The sequence below is a fragment of the Ancylomarina euxina genome, from assembly GCF_003863355.1.
GTDB lineage: Bacteria > Bacteroidota > Bacteroidia > Bacteroidales > Marinifilaceae > Ancylomarina > Ancylomarina euxinus.
Window position 1 is genome coordinate 59880 of record NZ_QQWG01000013.1, and the last position, 19558, is coordinate 79437.

Annotated in this window: 11 protein-coding genes; all 11 read left to right on the forward strand. The window is 33.3% G+C overall.

Features of this window, described 5'->3' with window-relative positions; translation table 11 throughout:
- Nucleotides 1-358 precede the first annotated feature (358 nt).
- The gene (locus tag DWB61_RS12600) at nucleotides 359-892 is read left to right on the forward strand and encodes an RNA polymerase sigma-70 factor (protein WP_156190251.1); all 534 of its coding nucleotides are present in this window, start codon (nucleotides 359-361) and stop codon (nucleotides 890-892) included.
- A 136-nt stretch (nucleotides 893-1028) separates the two neighbouring features.
- Nucleotides 1029-2204 carry a FecR family protein gene (locus DWB61_RS12605; RefSeq protein WP_125031265.1) on the forward strand — a complete coding sequence of 392 codons (1176 nt, stop codon included), beginning with the start codon at nucleotides 1029-1031 and terminating at the stop codon, nucleotides 2202-2204.
- A 94-nt stretch (nucleotides 2205-2298) separates the two neighbouring features.
- Entirely contained in the window at nucleotides 2299-6015 is a 3717-nt protein-coding gene (locus tag DWB61_RS12610; protein ID WP_125031266.1) for a SusC/RagA family TonB-linked outer membrane protein, read from the forward strand.
- A gap of 11 nt (nucleotides 6016-6026) precedes the next feature.
- On the forward strand, nucleotides 6027-7628 hold the full coding sequence (locus DWB61_RS12615) for a RagB/SusD family nutrient uptake outer membrane protein (protein WP_125031267.1): 1602 nt from the start codon (nucleotides 6027-6029) through the stop codon (nucleotides 7626-7628).
- Nucleotides 7629-7677: 49 nt separating this feature from the next.
- Entirely contained in the window at nucleotides 7678-8928 is a 1251-nt protein-coding gene (locus DWB61_RS12620) for a thioredoxin family protein (RefSeq protein WP_125031268.1), read from the forward strand.
- A 471-nt stretch (nucleotides 8929-9399) separates the two neighbouring features.
- Nucleotides 9400-10329 (forward strand): 2-hydroxyacid dehydrogenase, encoded by a 930-nt coding sequence (locus tag DWB61_RS12625; protein ID WP_125031269.1) that lies wholly within the window; start codon nucleotides 9400-9402, stop codon nucleotides 10327-10329.
- A gap of 849 nt (nucleotides 10330-11178) precedes the next feature.
- Nucleotides 11179-11640: an insulinase family protein gene (locus tag DWB61_RS12630; protein WP_125031270.1), complete on the forward strand. Its 462-nt coding sequence runs from the start codon at nucleotides 11179-11181 to the stop codon at nucleotides 11638-11640.
- A 1724-nt stretch (nucleotides 11641-13364) separates the two neighbouring features.
- Entirely contained in the window at nucleotides 13365-13877 is a 513-nt protein-coding gene (locus DWB61_RS12635) for a hypothetical protein (protein WP_125031271.1), read from the forward strand.
- Between the two features lie 155 nt (nucleotides 13878-14032).
- Nucleotides 14033-14599 carry an RNA polymerase sigma factor gene (locus DWB61_RS12640; RefSeq protein ID WP_158614411.1) on the forward strand — a complete coding sequence of 189 codons (567 nt, stop codon included), beginning with the start codon at nucleotides 14033-14035 and terminating at the stop codon, nucleotides 14597-14599.
- Between the two features lie 73 nt (nucleotides 14600-14672).
- Nucleotides 14673-15812, forward strand: a complete 1140-nt coding sequence (locus DWB61_RS12645; RefSeq protein WP_158614412.1) for a FecR family protein — start codon at nucleotides 14673-14675, stop codon at nucleotides 15810-15812.
- 145 nt (nucleotides 15813-15957) lie between these two features.
- Nucleotides 15958-19452: a TonB-dependent receptor gene (locus DWB61_RS12650; RefSeq protein ID WP_158614413.1), complete on the forward strand. Its 3495-nt coding sequence runs from the start codon at nucleotides 15958-15960 to the stop codon at nucleotides 19450-19452.
- Nucleotides 19453-19558 lie beyond the last annotated feature (106 nt).

Genomic DNA, 19558 nt, shown 5'->3' on the forward strand with positions numbered 1-19558 from the left:
AGCTAGCTACACTACGGGGGTGTTTTTTTCGTTTTTATAAATTTAATCTGTCTAGAAGATTTTCCTTTTTTAAATTCATCTCTAAGGCGGGCGAGGAGCGTATAATCCAATTTAGTTTTGTGCTTCATTTACCCAATTTAATCGAATAGGTGTCTTATAGGTATAAGCAGGTATTTAGTACAATGAAAATCATGAGGTTTCAATCCTTTTAGTTGATTTCTTTTTCTTATATTTCTCTTGGGTGAGGCCTTCAATTTTCACGTTTATTTAAGTTTTTTTTAGAAATTCGTGCACTTTTATCACCCATTTCAAAAACTAAACGAGTATTATAATAAGCTTTAAGCCTAAATCCGATTTTTTGAAAAAACTACTGATCAATAAGGCCATACTCGAAGAACTCTTTAAGGAAAACTATAAGGGTTTGTATTATCATGCCTATAGTTTTACCAATGACTCCGATGTGTCAAAAGATATTGTGAATGATGTTTTCGAATTAATCTGGAAAAAAAGAGACAATATTGATATCACCTACTCCATAAAGTCTTTGCTCTACAGTATGACGAAAAATAAGGCCATCAATTATTTACGTCATGAAGAAGTGAAGAAAAAATACAGCGACTATAAAATCGATTCTTCTGAAATGGTAGAAGAAGATTATAGAGACCATGAAGCGCTCATTACTAAAATTAAAGCAGCGATTGAAGAACTTCCTCCACAAGGTCGTATCATCTTTAAAATGTGTTTTATAGAGAATAGACGTTATAAAGAGATTGCTGAAGAGTTAGACCTGTCAGTGAATACCGTTAAAACACATATTTCCAAATCGCTTAAGCGCTTGCGCAATGATTTCTCAGGAGAAATACTTTTGTTTTTTATTTCTACAAAAAAATAATAAAAAGATATCACCCTTTTTTGTTTTTTGCTGTGTTAGTAATAGAGAGCAATTGAAAAATGGATCAAATCCGAAAATTATGTTTTCTTTTATTCCTGTTTCATCCTAACGGGAATCGTTTTATAAAAAATATCAAATGAAATATCAACACGAAGATATAGAGAAGATCATACAGCTTTTTAATAAGCCTAAGGGTAAAATAGCCCAGTTTCTTGTCGATAATAAAGACGATAAGGAGCTTGTGAGCTTGTATCACGAACTTAGAAAGAATAAGGAGGCTTTATTAGATGTTGAGAAAATTGACATGCCTAATGTTGAGTTGGAATGGCAAAGAATAAGGTATAGTATCCAGAAGAAGCAAAAACGTAAGTGGTTTCGGATGATCGCTGCCAGTCTTGTGCTTATATTATCGGTGAGCTTTCTTTTGGTATTCGAATTGCCCCTTACGTCTTATGATCCTATCGCACAAACTATGGATAGCATTATTCATGGTAGTTCTAAGGCTATTTTAACAACCTCTACAGGAGAAAGTCATTATTTAGATGGGAGTAAGGACTTAAGCATAAATGAACAATCTGGTATTGAAATTTTAGCTGGAACGGATAAACGTATTTCATACAAATATCAGAACGGACAGGATAGTGTCGTAGAGAAAATGGTTTTTAACTCGCTTAAAACACCACGAGGAGGCGAATATCAAATCGTTTTGGCAGATGGCACAAAGGTTTGGCTGAACTCAGAATCAGAACTGAAATACCCTCTTAAGTTTATTGAGAATGAAAGAGCTGTAGAACTAATTGGTGAGGCTTATTTCGAGGTCGCAAAAAATCCGGAACAAACCTTTATTGTAAAAACCCATCATGTGAATACCAAAGTGCTGGGAACGCATTTTAATGTGTGTGCCTATCCCAACGAAGATGCCAATATTACACTTGTTGAAGGCAAGGTCGGTTTGGAAAATAAGCTAACAGGAAACGAACATCTATTATCACCTGGCGAAAATGCAAAGCTTGAGACTAGTAGTAGAGAATTGTTGATTTCTCAAGTCGATGTGAAAAAATACACCGCATGGCGTAACGGCTATTTTTATTTTGAACGAGAGAGACTCGAAGATATTCTTTTGAAACTTGAACGCTGGTACGACTTTAAAGTCTTTTATCAGAATGCCAATGTGAAAGATTTTGAGTTTAGAATGAGAGCCGACCGAACCGTGAGTTTCGATGAGGTGATTAAACGATTGGAACTAACAGGAAGAATAAATATCAGTGTGAAAGGAAAGGCCCTTGTGATATCGGATGTAAATAGAAACTAAACCAAAATAAAAAAAGGGATAGTTGGAGCTATCCCTAATAAAGTAACATTCATTCTTGGAGGAATGAATTATTATTAATCTTCATGACAAATTTATGAAAAAAAAACTAACCATTCCTTTATCTACATGGGATAAAGGAAAAAGAAAACGCTTTTTTATGCGCTTAGGCTTATTAAAATTAATGCTGATTTTTGGATTGATGAGTACGCATGCCAATGTGAATTCACAGACGATTATCTCGAAATTAAAACTCGAAGAAGTTGAACTATCAGAGGCTTTGGAGCGTATTGAAGAACTCAGCTCTTACGATTTTGTCTTTAACTACAATGATCTTAAAGGCTACAAGGTTTCAGTAGATTTGGAAGAAACAAGCCTTGAGAATTGTTTAGATCAAGTTTTGAGAGAAGTACCCTTTGAATACCAGACTAAAGGTGATGTGGTGGTTATTTCTTATAAGAAAAAATCTGCACCCATTCAGCAAGAAAAAAGAGAAATCAAAGGAAAGGTCACTGATGAAAATGGCGAAACTTTACCTGGTGTATCAGTCGTTGTAAAAGGGACGTCGACTGGAGTGGCAACAGATATTGATGGGAATTATGCTATTCAATTTGACCATGAAAATGCAGTCTTGGTTTTTTCTTTTGTTGGGATGGTTCAGCAAGAGATAGCTTATCATGCTCAAAGTAGTTTGAATGTTGTATTGCAATACGATACTGCAAATTTGGAAGAAGTTGTTGTTACTGGTTATCAAACTATATCTAAAGAGCGTGCGACTGGGTCTTTTGAGAAAGTTGATTCGAAACAAATTGAAAAACCGGTTTCTGATATTAGCGAAAGATTGGTAGGAACAGTAACTGGTCTTCAACAAGTGAGAGACCCTAGTGGTGATGTAAGGTTTGAAATAAGGGGACAATCTTCAATTACAACACCTAATGTTGGGGTATCACAACCACTCGTTGTTGTAGATGGATTTCCTATTGAGGGCGATTTTAAAACTGTAAATCCAAATGATATTGAAAGTGTTACAATATTGAAAGATGCAGCAGCAACTTCAATATGGGGAGCGCGTTCTGCTAATGGTGTGATAGTTATTACTACAAAAAAGGGCTCAACAAAAAATAAAGCAAAAGTTGAATTTAGTTCTTTCTGGAAATTCAAAAATAAACCGAATCTTAGAAAAACTCTTAATAGACTATCCAGTGCAGATCAAATAGAATTGGAGAAATATGTATATACCACTGAGAATAATTACGGTGAACGTGGGTATATTCCATATTACAGCTCAATAAGTGATAATAATGGCCATGTTGCAATGGGTGATTTATCAGCCGGACAACTTGCTTTTAACGAACATTATCTGGGTAAAATAACATTGCAAGAAAGAGATAATAGGCTGTCTGCTTTATCTAAATTGGATAATACGAAGCAAATAGAGAAATATTTATTACAGCAAAATTTTACGCAACAATATAATTTAGCTGTTTCTGGTGGAAATGATAAAATGAATAACCGTTTATCATTAATGTTTGAAGATCGTAAGGGTGATAATAAAAATAATGATCTGAAGAAATACATGGTAAATTATAAACTAAATTATAAGATATTAAAAAATTTAGATTTTTCTTTTAATGGGACTTTAAATTATAATAATGAGGAATATAATGGAAGTGGTTCAAAGATATATAATTCATATTCACCTGTAGCTTATGCTAAAGGTGTGGCACCCTACCAGATGTTAAAAAATGCTGATGGTTCACTGGCTAGATGGTCTAACGGGGTAATGACAAAATGGGGTATTAGTGGAAGCAGTACAACTATTTATGGGCCAAATTTTGCCAGATATATAGCTCCAATAAAAGATAAATTTCCCTATCAGGATTGGACCTTTAATCCTATAGAGGAAATAAATGCAAGAGATTTTAATGCAAGGGATATTAATGCCCGTTTTCAGGCAGGACTTAACTTTAAAATTATAAAAGGACTTGATCTGTCTTCTAAATTCCAATATGAGATATATGATCAAAGAATTAATGAACGCTATTTTGAGAATTCATTTGAAGTTAGGATGCGTGTAAATGCAACGAGTGGTTGGGATAAATATACTAATGAAGTTACACAAAGACTTCCTAAAGGTGAATTTTTAGATAAGGCAGATACTGAAATTAAATCGTATAACTTCAGAAATCAATTAAATTTTCATAGAGATTTTGGTAAACATAGCATAAGTGCATTAGTTGGTACAGAAGTTAGTGAGAAAACAACAAATATATGGGCACAGCCACGTGGTTATGGTTACGATAATAATAGATTAAGCTCAGCATCACTTCTACATGGGGATGGCTCTGATAGATCATTTATTACTGCACTTCAAATGCGCCTGGGAATTATTCCGGAACCGGTCACTTCTCCTTATCCTACTATTATAGGTAGACAAGCTTATGGTCTCCTTTTTGGGTTCAGAACCACTGCTCTACCAGGATATTCCCAAGAGGTTTATTTTTCAATGTATAGTAATTTGGCATATACTTACGATGAAAAGTTTACATTGACTGCTTCTGCCAGAACGGATGCATCTAATTTTATTGCGGATGATCCTAAATATAGATATTCTCCATTCTGGTCTATTGGTGGTATTTGGCATATTAGCAAAGAGATGTTTATGGAGGATTTAAATTGGATTGACAGATTAGCTATTCGTACGAGTTATGGTGTAAATGGAAATGCGAATAAAGGTAGCTCCGCAAAAACAGTTTTAAATGTAAAGCCATTAAGTAATTCATATACAGGAGGATTGGAGTCGGAAATAGTGAATGGTTATGGTAATCCTGATTTAGGATGGGAAAAAGTTAATACTTTCAATTTAGGATTAGATTATTCTCTTTTTAATGGCAAATTATTTGGTAAAGTTGAATTCTATAATAAAAATAGTAAAGATTTAATTTGTAGGGTATCAGTACCTAGGTATTCAGGAGCAAATTTGGCTAATTTGAATGCTGCTGAAATGTATAATCGTGGTCTTGAAATGGAATTCGGTACTAATATTTCTATTTTAAAAGATGATATTGTGTGGTCAGGTAATCTTTCTTTTGCATATAATAAAAATAAAATAACAAATGTATTAGCTGAACCTACAGGAGTTAACGATTTGGTTAATGGTGGATATTTTGCATACGCGTCAGGCTATGATGCTAATGCTTTATGGACCAGGAGGTATGCCGGATTGGTGAATGATGAACCTATGATATACGATTCTAAAAACACAAAGCATAGTGCCGTGGACACATGGAACCTTACGGGTACACCTTTTGACTATTCTGTATATAGCGGAACAAAAAGAGCTCCTTATGTTTTGGGATTTAACTCTAATTTTAAAATTTACGATTTTGATATTTCCTTTATATTAACAGGTAAATTCGGTCATAAATTTATGAGAGAAGCTTATGATTTTTATTTACCAGTAACGAATACCTCTGTATCTTCACTATATAAAGAAGCTATAAGTGTTGATCCTGATAAACAGATGCCAATGCCAACCCAAGGCTATAATACACAACTAGGAAATTATCCTTTGGCACAGAATAAGATGAATTATTTAGTTGAAAATGCCTCTCATATAAGATTTCAAGAAATAAGTGTCACTTATAATATGCCACATACGATGATTTCTAAATTAGGGTTAGACGCATGTAAATTATATAGCCAGGTAAATAATATTGGGACCATCTTATTTAATGATTATAATGAAGATCCTGAGTATGGATTTAACAAGCCAACGGCAGTATTTACTTTTGGGCTAAAATGTAACTTTTAAAATTTCGTACAATGAAAAAAATATATGTTTTAATAATATCATTTTCGTTCTTGTTGGGAGCTTGTAATGATCTTTTAGAAAAGGTTCCTAGTAAACAAAGCGATATCGTTCCTACTCATGTCGACTATCTTATAGGATTATTGTCATCAGATGATATGTATGTTTCAGCATCCGATGATAAAGTATTATTAAGTGATGATTTTAATGCTCTTAGAATTTTCCAGGAGCAGAATGATAAAACATTTAGTCGTATGGGGATGCAATTTCCTTTAACTTGGAGTTTTAAAAATCTTACAGCTGTAAAATATTCTCGCAGCTGTTGGGAGAGTGAATATTCTATAATTTATCGGGCGAATACCATTCTGGATTATTTATCGGATGTAAGTGGAACAGAACAAGAAAAGTTGAGATTAAAAGCTGATGCACATTTTATTCGTGCTTTTTCTCATTTTAATCTTGTCAATACTTTTTCGTTACCATATAAAGCTGATAAATCGAACGGTGAAGATCTGGGAGTTCCGATACAAACGTTTCCCAGTATAGCTAATTTTCCCGTTAGATCAAGTTTAGAAGATACGTATCAGTTTATCATAGATGAATTAAAAATTTCAGAAGAACTCTTGAAAGATCAGGAATTAGAAATTGCCCCTATAGGAAATATATGTCAATGGAGAGCAAGTAAACCTGCTGTTTATGCATTACTTTCTAAAGTCTATTTTACGATAGGTGATTATAGTAATGCAAAAGATTATGCTACAAAAGCTATAGTAAATAGTGGTGCAGCTTCATTGATAGATTTTAATACTGAAGTCTCTTATGCTGACGAAAGTGTTAATAAAGAAGTTGATGTGATGATTGAATCAGGTGTAATTGTAAAGGATACGGTGAAAATGCCAATGACTTCAAATAATACCTTTGAGCCTTTTGATTGGAAAGAAAATTTTTATTATAAAACTGATGGTTTTTCAAGCAAGCCCTGGCTTGTACCTACAGACGACCTCATTCAACTATATGGCGAAACTGAAGATCAAAGAAGTTATGATTTAAGATGGAAATATTTATTTGTTCAAAATTTCTCATATACTGAATCTTTTTTTAGAGGTTTTCTGAAAGGCAATACCTATAATGCACCTATCAAAATTTGTGCTTATAAGGGGCTACATCATATTGGATTAAATCTTGCTGACATGTACCTTGTAAAAGCTGAATGTGAAGCAAGAGAGGGTAATCTAGGTGAAGCACAGGATATTATCAACCAATTTAGATTAAAAAGGTTTGATGCTTCAGCACCTTCTGATATTAGAAATCTAACTTTTGTTTCGAAAGATGATGCAATTAAAAAGATTTTAGATGAACGTAGACGTGAAATGCCTTTTTATAGTAGATGGTATGATCTTAGACGTATTGCTGCTAATGGTGAGTTCTCTTATATTCCTGAGAAGTTAAGCAGGGATTTTTTTGAATTTGATAACAATAATGTCTTCACTGATAGACCAAAGGCTTATGAGTTTTATCCGAAGACTGATTATTTGAAGTTTGCTTTTCCAATCCCTTATACTGATATAGAATTAGCTGAGAAATTCGGGGTGATACTGGAACAGAATAAATATTAATAATTGTGGCCAGGTAAATCCTGGCCGCTTAAATATAGTTATCTAGAATATGAAGAAAATTATTATATCTCTGACATTAATTATATGCACTTGTAGTGCATTTTCACAAGGAATAAAGTTTGAAAAATGTAGTTTTAAAGAGGCTTTAGTCTTGGCGAATGAGAACAATAAATTTTTATTTATTGATTGTTATACACAGTGGTGTGGACCATGTAAAGTTATGGCGAAAAATATCTTTACACAGAAAAAAGTAGGGGATTATTTTAATAATAATGTCATTTCTTTAAAGATAGATTGTGGCTCAGTAGAAGGGGAAAAGTTTGCAGCGGATAATAATATTACTAGTTATCCTACAATGCTAATCTATGATGCTGATGGAAAACTATTAAAAAGGATTGAGGGTGCAGCACCCGATGCAGATATATTAATAAGTTATGTCAAGCAAGCTGTTGAGCCAGATGAGAACTTTAATCATTTATTAGAAAAATATAATAAAGGAGATAGAAACCTTGAATTAATAGCTGATCTATTAATAGATGGTTATCAATTTGCGTATATACAGGAAAAAGAAGAAAGAGTAAAACTATTTGAAAGATTAACTGATATTTTTGGGTGGTATATTTCGGTAAAAGATATTGGAAAATGGATAAATAAAAAGGATTTTAAAATAATATCTATTTATTTATCTAAAGAAGAAAAATATATCAATTTTGTGCTGAATCATTACAACGAATATAAAAATATAATTGACGAGGAGATTTTTTCTGAATTTATTGTTAAGTCAAACAATTTCTTTATTTATAAATATAGTAGTAAAGGAGATTTGAAATTTAGGACTTATATAGAAAATATTAAAGGTAAATTCGCAGATGAGTACAAGAGAGAACCGTTTATGTATGAAAAAACACAATACATAACTGAAGCCACATATTCTTTAAAGTATGATAAAAATTTCAAAGAGTTTTATTCGTACATATCGATGGCAATTGAAACTTATAAAAAAATGAATATTTTAAATGCGAATATTTACACTAGTGCCTTAAGTTTATCATATGATAATATTGATTTCTTATCCAAATCAGAGATTAAAGAGATGATTAGATTTGGAGAAAATGCTATAAAAACTTATCAGGATGATTTGGTCTTAAATTTTACATTATCTCGTTTTTATGAATTGAATAATAACAAAAAAAAGTTAATATCAGCATATAAAAAAATAATACCCTTAATAAAAAAATCAGAAAGATTTAAAACTGTAGCACCGATATATGAGGAAAAATTAAAAAATCTTCAGAAATAATAATTATTTCCCCTAAAATATAATCTGTTCTAAAATAGCCTGATATTATAATTTTTGGATATACAGTGTGTTGAAAAAAAAGTGTCCAATTTTTGACACTTTTTTTTTGTTGCTTATGCAAAAGGAGTGGGTTTTTGTAAAGTTTACATTGTGATGAAGTATAGTGATTGGCGAGGGGCAATTTAAGTCTGAAGGATATACTTATTTCAAACTTAGTTTTTTGTAGTGTGTATTCTTTTTTTAGTTATTATATTCCATTAGACAAACCAATTTATTTATAGCCAAATTTTTTGACCTTATTTTTATTGAATGTTTCAACCATTAGTTTAGTTTCATTTGCATTAAATATTGATAACAGAAAGGTTTTCTTGAGTCGATTGTGTTTTTTTAATATTATTATAAAGACAATTCCAATAATTAATTTTAAACTTTATAAACTCATAGTTTGGTTTGACTTAAAACGTTTAAGATATGAGCATATTGCTAGTTTTTGAAAATAAGGATGTTAACCCTTGGTATGAAACATTGAAAGCAAAATTACCTGATACAAATATTGAGATATATCCAGAGGTTAAAAATAAATCATCAGTGGATTTTGTTATTTGTTGGAAACCTAAAAAGAATGTATTAAAGGAGTTTGGTAACGTAAAAGTTATTCAATCGGTCGGAGCATCTATAGATCATATTACAAATTCTCAGCATTTAAGTAAAGATCACCTTGTTACAAGAATTGTTGATGAGAATTTATCCAATGATATGTGGGAGTTTTTAGTAACAATTGTTTTATCACAACTAAAAAATGTAAAAAACTATCACAAGTATCAAAAGGCTAAAGTGTGGGAGCAGCTTGAGTATCGATCAATTCATAAAACGACAGTTGCAATTTTAGGTTTAGGGAGTATTGGAGGCTATGTTGCCTATAAATTTGCACAGTTTGGATTTAAATTAAAAGGATGGAGTTATTCGAAAAAACAGATTTCAAATGTTGAAAGCTTCACTGGAGATGACGGACTTGACGCATGTTTAAGTAATTCTGATTTTCTTATCAACCTTTTGCCGCTAACGGAAAACACGAAAAATATTTTAAATAAAAAGACACTTCAAAAATTACCACAACATTCTTTTGTTATTAATGTTGGTCGAGGTGAGCATTTAGTTGAATCTGATCTAATAGAACTCATCAATTGTTCAAAATTGTCAGGTGCTTTACTCGATGTCTTTAGAACAGAACCTTTACCAATTGAACATCCCTTTTGGAATCATCCTAAAATTCAAATTACACCCCATATAGCAAGTTTAACTAATATTGAGAGCGCTATTGGTCAAATTGTTGAGAACTATAGGCGTTTTAAGAATAATGAAGAATTACTACATGCAGTATCTATAGAGAAGGGGTATTAAATAAAAGATCGAATGGAATGCAGTTATACCATTATTGCATTTCATTACTATTTCTCAGTCCAAATCATTTAATTTGCGCCCTGAGGTCTATTCCTTCTTAAATAACCTAAGGATGGAGTTGAATATTATCTATTTTGTTTGGGGAAGACTACTATTTTTTTTTGATAATTTTTTTTTGTTATTATCGATATTGATAGTCAATTTTGAAGGTCTCGGTCTAGTTTCTTTTGTATTAAGTTGCTTTGAATTTCCAGATACCAAACTTAAATAAAAATATTTTTAATTTAAATGGAATTTTTCTTAATATTTTTCAACGGTCCCGTTAGGATTGAAGGGTGATTTTAAAGATTTTTCTTATCAAAGCACCATGTATTTAGTGAAGTTGTTCAGGATGTTATGTTATTTATGTTTAGTTGCTTATTATTTAAAGCTTGTTTAAATTCAAAATATGACCACATTCGTATGTGTGGTTAGGGCTAACAGACGGATTCATATTTACTGGGAATTAATTGTATTGTGAACTTCTTATGAGGAGAGCTTTTTTGTAAAATCAATATCCTTTTCTATTTTTAGCACCTACTATGAACAATCAGGAGCAACTAATTTATACCGAAATTACAGAATGGCGACGAGTCTGGTTTGCGCCAAATGTTTGATCTGTATTATTCTCCTCTCTGTATTCGCTTTAAAATATATCGATTCTTTTGATCTTGCTGAGGACCTGGTTCAAGATATTTTTTTGTTTTTGGGAAAATAATCGGGTTTAGCAGCTAAATACCTCTTTAAAATCCTACCTTTTTACATCAGTCAAAAACAATGCTCTGAATTATACATTAAAGAACATTTTTAATGCTAAATGTTGTTTCTCAACTTCTTACGAAGCGTTATATGACGACTATTCGTGAAGAAGAAGGGAGATCATACGGTGTAAGTGTCAATCCTTCAGCTTTAAAACTACCAAGTCCAAAATTTTCTTTAAGTATCAATTTTGATTGTGACCCAGAAAAACGTGACCGATTAATGGAGATTGTAGTTGAAGAAATCACTAGAATTAAAAATGAAGCTTGTGATGCTAAAGACTTGAAAGAGATTAAGAACAATTTCATTAAAAGTAGACAAGAAGCCGAATTACAGAATTCATTCTGGTTAGGAGTTTTACTGGAGAACCAGATGGTAGGTTCTAAATTTACTTCAAAAGAGGAATATAAGATATTGCTTAATAGTATCGATGCTGATTTTGTTAAGAAGTTTGCTAAGAAACTCTTCAAGAAAGTGAATACCGTAGAGGTTATCATGAATCCAAAAAAATAAGTTAAGTATTTTTTTATTAGTTATTTCATATGAGGGGCGATCTGTATTATTACAGCATTGCGCCTTATTATGAATATCGATTTTGTATGACTTTACTTTAAAGTCATCAAAAAAATCCAATTTGTACCGTACAAAAAATATCGTTTACTTAGTTTTAACCACCTCCATTTCTGGAGGTGGTTTTTATTTTTTTATTAGATAGGTTCTATTCTATAGGTCAATAAAGTTCATGAAATCAAAATCAGCCTACGAATTCAATAGGGAGTAATATGTTTTTTTAACTGATTAAATGACTTGTTTTTATGATGAACGAACTGAAATCTGACGTTCACTTTTTCGAAAAGGCATCCATTTGATTATTCAAGGGCTAAAAAAGGACTGAAATTAATTAACAATAAGTTAGTTTAACTTTAAGATCATAGCATTTCAGTTCTGATAGGCCATGCTGCGGCTTTTTTAGATTTATTCTGTTTTTTTTGAGGGCTTTTAAATGGTTTTTTTACATGAAAGCCCATAAATACAGGGCTTGATTAATATTCTATGCCTGTTTTCTTAGATTCTTGAGCTTAAAACTCCTGATTTTAGAGTGCGAGACTCATTCTCTCACGTGTGAGAGTGAGTCTCGCACGTGAAAATGTCAATCTCTCATGCTTTTCCCCAATTCTCGCATCTGAAAATCCAGACTTTCATGTGAAAATCCTCAGCTTTCAGTTTTTTGACGATTCTCGCATGTGAAAATGCTCAGAATATAGTGCAGGGCTGAGTCTCGCACGTGAGAGAATTGCTCCCGCATCGTTTTCCTGGACATTTTCACCCTTTTCTTGAGTTCTCTCGCCTAAAAAAGTGCTTAAAACGGGTGAATATTTGACTCTCGCAGTCAAAAATATGGCCTAAAAGCATGAAAAAGTGACTCTGGGAGTGCTAGATGTTTAACTTAAGACTGTGCATTTTTATTTTAATGAAGATTTTTTTCTTTAATTTATATTTGGCTCCAGGTCTCACCATTCGGTTTATTTAGGCTCATCATTTTATTGTAAACACAATACTCTCACTACTGATCATCAGGTTTTTGGAGGGTTTTCGCGTAAAAGGAATCTATATTCTCTTTAGTTTCATTTTTGAAAATCGGAGTTTTCATATTTGAAAACATCTATTTTTGAATATTTGAGTCAGCATTGTTTAGCATAGTTATTTTTTGTATTCCTTTTGAGCTTAGTGTTTGTCAGTGTTTTTCGTTTTGCTTAATCAATTGGTTTGATTTTTGAATTCATTTGTTTTTTATCTGTTCGTTTATCCCATAACTTTAATGATGAAAAGCTAAAGCTCATTGAATTAATGGATAGGAATTGATCTGATCTTGTTTGTTTTTGCTCCCTGCTTTTTACAGATCAATCTTATTATTAGCAAAGTCTGGTTTTATTGTATATGAACTCAGACTTGTTAAAGGTTTAATTCAAACGTCAGAATATGGGTTTATTGTATTCTGAGATACGAAATAGGGTGTCCTTATTAAGAAGCGCACATTTAACAGCATGTATCTGTTTTGTCGGAACTCTTTTTTGTTCTTGTGCTCATCGGGTTTCGCCCTAATGCTTTCATTAATACGAAATGTTATGACGGTAATTAGAAAACGACATGACTTTATTGCAGGACCTGAAAACGTCTATGTGGATAGAGCCGTTGTCTACAAAAACAAGCTGCCAATCTATAAATAAATCTTAGGTTTGACAGATGAAGAAATTGCAGCAGATATTGCTGTAATGGATGATGTGATATCTAAAAAAGAGGCCAAGGATATCGCAGTTGCTAATGCCAGTTCCAAGATTGAGGAGCTTAATGAGTCCCGATCGGTACTGACACCTTATATGCGTAATAGAAGAGTTGAAATTATGTCTCATCCTAACTATACCAGAGCTATGGGCATCGATTTGGGCATCGATATTACGTTTACGAATCAGGATACCAAAGATATGCAGCCTACTGTTTCAATTAATAATGAAGGAGGCTATCCGGCTATCAAGATATATAAGCAGGGGACGGATGGGGTGCGTATTTACTCTCGAAGAAATGGTGAAATCAAATTCACATTTTTAGACGTTTGTAATGGCACCAAGTATATGGATGTACGTCCTAAGCTTGATGATCAGTTACCTGAGCTGCTTGAGTATACCTTTTATTATATTGTAAAAGGTGCTCAAGTGGGTAAGGAGTCCATTATTTATAAAATCAATTTGTAAATGTTTAGATGATTGAGATACATGCTATCAGGCCAGCCCATAAAAGGGGCTGGTCTTTATTTTTAAGTGATTAAGCTGTTACTGGAAAGAGAAAATAGATTATAGATACATTGAAATTTGGCTTAAAATATTCTTTGTATATCTTTATGCCCCCTATGAATCTAACCAATGAACATATTGATCGAATAGCCAAAGGCGATTTGAAATCGTTTAGAGAGATGTATGAAAACATGTTTCATTCTCTGTGTTTATATGGTTATAAGATGATTCCGAATGAGGATGTTGTGGCTGATATTGTGCAGGAAGCTTTCATTGCAGTATGGAATAAAAGAGAGGAGTTCAATTCTCTTGTGGGGACTAAATCTTACCTCTATACGGTTGTCCGTAATAACATTTTAAGTCATATTCGTGATTTACGAACGGTATCCATTGAGAATCATCCAGCAAAGGATGAGGAAGCAGATATGGAATTTAATTCACAAATACTAAAAGAGGAATCATACAAATTGGTTCGGGATGCCGTAAAAAATCTACCTGATCAAACTCGTAAAATCATTAGTCTGACCTTAAATGGCTGTTCAAATCAGGAAATAGCAGACGAATTGGGTATCTCAGTCAATTCTGTAAAAACGCTTAAAAAGGCGGGTTATGCCAAGTTGAGGGAGAAACTGCAAAAGCATGTTTTTGCTCTCCTTTTTATTACGGATATTCTTCATTCGTAAATTTTACAAGAAATTTCAATTTTCACTCACCCACTTTTCATTTTTCGAGTATATAAGGAAATCAATACTCAAAATGGAATCAATAAAGACATATATAGAGCGGGCAAGAATTTGGGCAAAATTGATATTGTCTGATGATTTATCGAATTCAGAACTAAAGGATTCGGAGCTTGATGATATTCATTCAGTTGCAAGTGGCAAATATGAAAGCTGGAGAGAATCACAAATTCAAAAGTTTGATGAAAAGAAAATCTGGCGTAATATTGAAATGAAACTGAAAGTTTTTCAGAAGCCAGAACCTAAAATTATTAGATTGCTTAAACCATGGCGCTCAGTGGCTGCAGCTGTATTGTTGATGGTGCTGGGTACTGAGTCTTATTTTATTTTTCAGGATTTAAAGACTGTTAAAACGGTTGAAGTTCTACCCGGCGAGTCACTTGCTTACCTGCAAGTTGACAATCAGAGCAAAATTGACTTGTCTGTACAAGATACCTTGCTACTTTTTCATCAGGTAAATGCTCAGGTTGATTCGGGCCAGCTGGTATACTCTACTGCTGAAAGTGATCAATCTAAAATTGAAACGCACACTATTAATGTGCCTAGTAAAGGGGAATACTTTGTACAACTATCTGATGGAACAAAGGTTTGGATGAATTCGGAATCGTCATTGAAATTTAAATCGAAGTTTACGGGGCAGCAGCGTGTGGTCGATCTTGTGGGTGAAGCCTACTTCGAGGTCGCTAAAAATCCGAACAAACCTTTTATTGTTAGAACAGCGAATACCTATGTGAAAGTTTTGGGAACCAAATTTAATATCAAAGCTTATGCTGATGAAGCCTATACTTATACTACTCTTAAGGAGGGGAAGGTGAAGTTAATAATGGATGATAAGCAACAAGTAATGGCACCTAATGAACAAGTTGTTTTCGATAAAACGAAGCATCAGTATACAAAAAGGAGGGTTGATGCTTCAATCTATTCTGCCTGGACAGAGGGCCAATTTGTTTTTAAAGATGAACGTTTAGAAGATATTCTTAACAGTTTAAGCAGGTGGTATGGGCTGAAAGTTTTTTATAAGCATGCACAACAAAAGGAGGAGCGTTTTTCAATTAGTGTGAATCGTTATGATGAAATTCAACCGCTTCTTAATCATATAGAGTTAACGGGAGATATTCACTTGAAAATAAACAAGTCGGCACTGATTGTCGAATAAAAAATAGGGAGAGTGATACTGCGAATATCCTCCCCCTTGAGTTAAATTATAGTACTAACCATTCATTAACCCAGACAAATTTATGGAAAAATTTGCAGATGTGTTTCGCATTTTTATGCGGAAACGAAATCAAACGTTTAGAATTATGAAACTTTCAGTTTTTTTGATGCTGATTGGCATGATGCAAGTTTCTGCTAATGTTTATTCTCAGGCAGGAAAAATCAACGTGCAGGTCAGTCATGTTAGCTTATCGGATCTTTTGTGGGAACTCCAGGAAAATTCAGGGATTGTCTTTGTTTACAAGACTAAAGATTTGAAGGATTTCCCCATGGTGAGTATCGAAAAAGAAGGGGCCAGTATAAGTGAGATTCTTGATGAAATTTTATTGAATACTGATTTGGAGTATACATTAGATAATAATGTTGTGGTGATTAAGAAAAAATTGCTTGAATTAGAACCCAATATTAAAGTTGAAATCAAGACGGAAGAACAAGAGAAAAAAGAACTCAAAGGCACTGTGACCGATGATAAGGGCGAAACCTTACCCGGAGTTTCTGTGGTTGTGAAAGGGAGCACGATCGGGACAGCTACTGATATTAATGGTGAGTTCTTATTGATGGTACCTAGTGATGCTAAGGTATTGGTGTTTACCTTCGTAGGGATGATTTCTCAAGAGATTGCATATCGTGGACAAGAATCATTAAAGGTTGCCTTGGAAGCTGATTTTGAGGGCTTGGATGAGATTGTCGTTATTGGTTATGGAACGACTAAGAAAGAGCGAATTGGTAGTGCAATATCTCAAGTAGATGCTGAAGATATAGAAGAACGATCAGCAGGTGCTGTTAGTATCGATCAAATAATTGGCGGGCAGATTAAAGGTGTTCAAATTAATCAATCATCCGGAGCACCTGGTTCAGGTTCAACAATTCGTGTAAGAGGAATTACCTCACCTTTTGCAAGTGGAAACAATCAGCCATTATATGTGATTGATGGTGTTCCTTTCAATGGCGATGTTGCAACAGGAAATGGAAGTTTCAGCGGGGGTGAAAACCCTTTGTTAAGTATTTCTCCTTCTGATATTGAAAATGTTTCAGTCCTAAAGGATGCCAGTGCTACTGCAATATATGGTTCCAGAGGTGCTAATGGTGTAATCATTGTAAGCACAAAGCGAGGGAAAAAGTCAAGTCGTACTGATATTAAATTGAACTATGTATACAGCATTTCAAATCCTTTGAATACACAAGATGTTCTTGATGCCGATGGTTTTAAGTCTTTGCATAATATGATTGCTAAAAATACAATCAATTCATTTTACGAAGGAACAGCATCGTACATTGGTTTTAGCGATGCCGATTTAATTGTTGATGCCGATACGGGCGAAAACAGAGAAAGTATTTATAACCTTTTTTCTGGCGAAATAATTCCAGTATATGGTACTACGAATACGGATTGGCAGGATAAGATTTACCGTGAAAATGCAGCTACACATCAGTGGAATTTGAGTTTTAGCGGAGGAAATGACAAAACAAATTATGCCTTTGCTTTATCTCATACGAATCAAGAAGCTTTAATGATTAATGAAGACTTTAAAAGATATGGTGCCCGATTAGCTATAGATTCAGATGTTAATGATTGGTTGAAAATAGGAACATCTATCAATTATAGTGGAATAAAAAATGTATCTGGTCGTCAGACATTAGTTGGATATGGATCACCTACAGATGCTATGATTACAAGACCAGATTTTGAAGTGTATCAGGAGGATGGTAGTTTTAAACGAATTCCAGATTTTTGGCAAGGATACGGATACGGCATGGGGGGGTACATTTTTGAGAACCAAAACCCAGTTGCCGGTATGGAAAATAAGATTGAGTCAAAGACCAATTCTTTTATTGGGAATGCCTACTTAGCTGTTGAACCTATCAAAGACTTATCTGTAAAAGCACAGGTAAATGTTCGTTCTTTTAATACTATAGGCTCTGACTTTGCTCCAACAAGAGCTCAAGCTTACGATGTATTTAATACAGATAGGAAAAGCATGTTGTCAAATAGTCTTTCTGATATCACTAATGTTTCTACTGTTTTTCAGGCGAATTATGTGAAAAATATTAATGATCATTATTTTACATTAATGGGGGGGATTTCCTTTGATCGAAATTTCTACCATAGTGAATCTCAAACCTACCTTGGTACTGCAGATGATAATGTGCTCACAAACACTTCATCAGCGTCTACTCACTTCTATTCTCAAGGAGGAAAAGCTGAAAGTGGAACAAATTCTATCTACAGTAGATTGCAATATTCTTATTTAGCAAGGTACACCGCAACTGTAAATTTTAGAACGGACGAATCGTCAAAGTTTGCTCCAGGAAACAAACGTGCCTATTTTCCTTCTTTTGCTTTGAATTGGAATGTTGCCAATGAGGAGTTTATGAAGGATCAAACCTTTGTGAATCAATTAAAAATACGCGGTAGTATCGGACAAACGGGATCGTCAAATGTAAACGATTTTAGTTATTTACAATTTTTTGAAGTTGGACAAATTGAGACGGGGAAATACAATGGTCAATCGACAATTGTAAACTCTAAAAGCTTTCCCAACAAAGATATTAAGTGGGAAACAACAACTGAATACAATTTAGGACTTGATTTTTCATTTCTTAATGATCGTCTGTATGGTAGTGTTGATATTTATAACAAGTACACGAAAGATGTATTGGCGCCAACTCCAATCTTTCTTGAAGCTGGATCTCCTAATTTTATAAGTAATCTTGCAGAGATAAGTAATAAAGGAATTGAGCTTGATTTTGGAGGTTATTTTATTAAAAATGACCAGTTTTCATGGAGTGCCGATTTTAATATTGCTTTAAATAGAAATAAAGTAGAGGATATTAATGGTGCATCTCTTTCTCAGTTTCAGATAGATAACTTTATTGAAGGTGAGCCCGTTGGTACCATAAAAGGATATCGAGTAGAAAAGATTATACAGAATCAAGCAGAAATAGCTGAGTTGAATTCAAAATCTCCAACAGGAGTTTATTATAAACAAACTACGGGAGCTGGTGATTATTTGTATAAGGATATTAATGGTGATGGACGAATTACATCTGATGATAGAGATATTATTGGAAATATGCAGCCTGATTTTTTTGGTGGATTTTCTACAACATTAAATTATAAGGGTTTGTATTTATTTGCAGGCTTTCAGTATTCTGTAGGAAATGAAAGAGAGTGGGGGAATTACCGATCTTTAATTGGGAGTCCAACCGTATTTGCAAATATGGCAAAGGAGGCCTTGACGGATACCTGGACACCTGAGAATACTGATGCTAAATACACACGTTTAATTTACGGAAATTTCGACAATGCAAGTGTAAATGATCGTAACATTCAGGATGCATCTTATTTAAGGTTTAAAATTTTAAGATTAGGTTATCAAATACCAGAGAATGTTTTAAAGAACTCTCCATTGCAAACAGTGAATGTATTTGCCTCAGCATCAAATCTATTTACAATTACAGATTATAAGGGCTTAGATCCTGAAGCTATTGGTAGTTCATTTATAAGTAGTGGTGTATCTGGTGGTGATGATTATCCATTTGCTAAAACATTTTCACTTGGAGTAACTATCGGATTTTAATGACAATTAAACTAAAAGATATGAAAGGAGCCATGAGTAAAGTTTTTTCGCACTGTGGGATAACTATTGGCAACTTCCATATGGTCATAATTTAAAACTATAATCA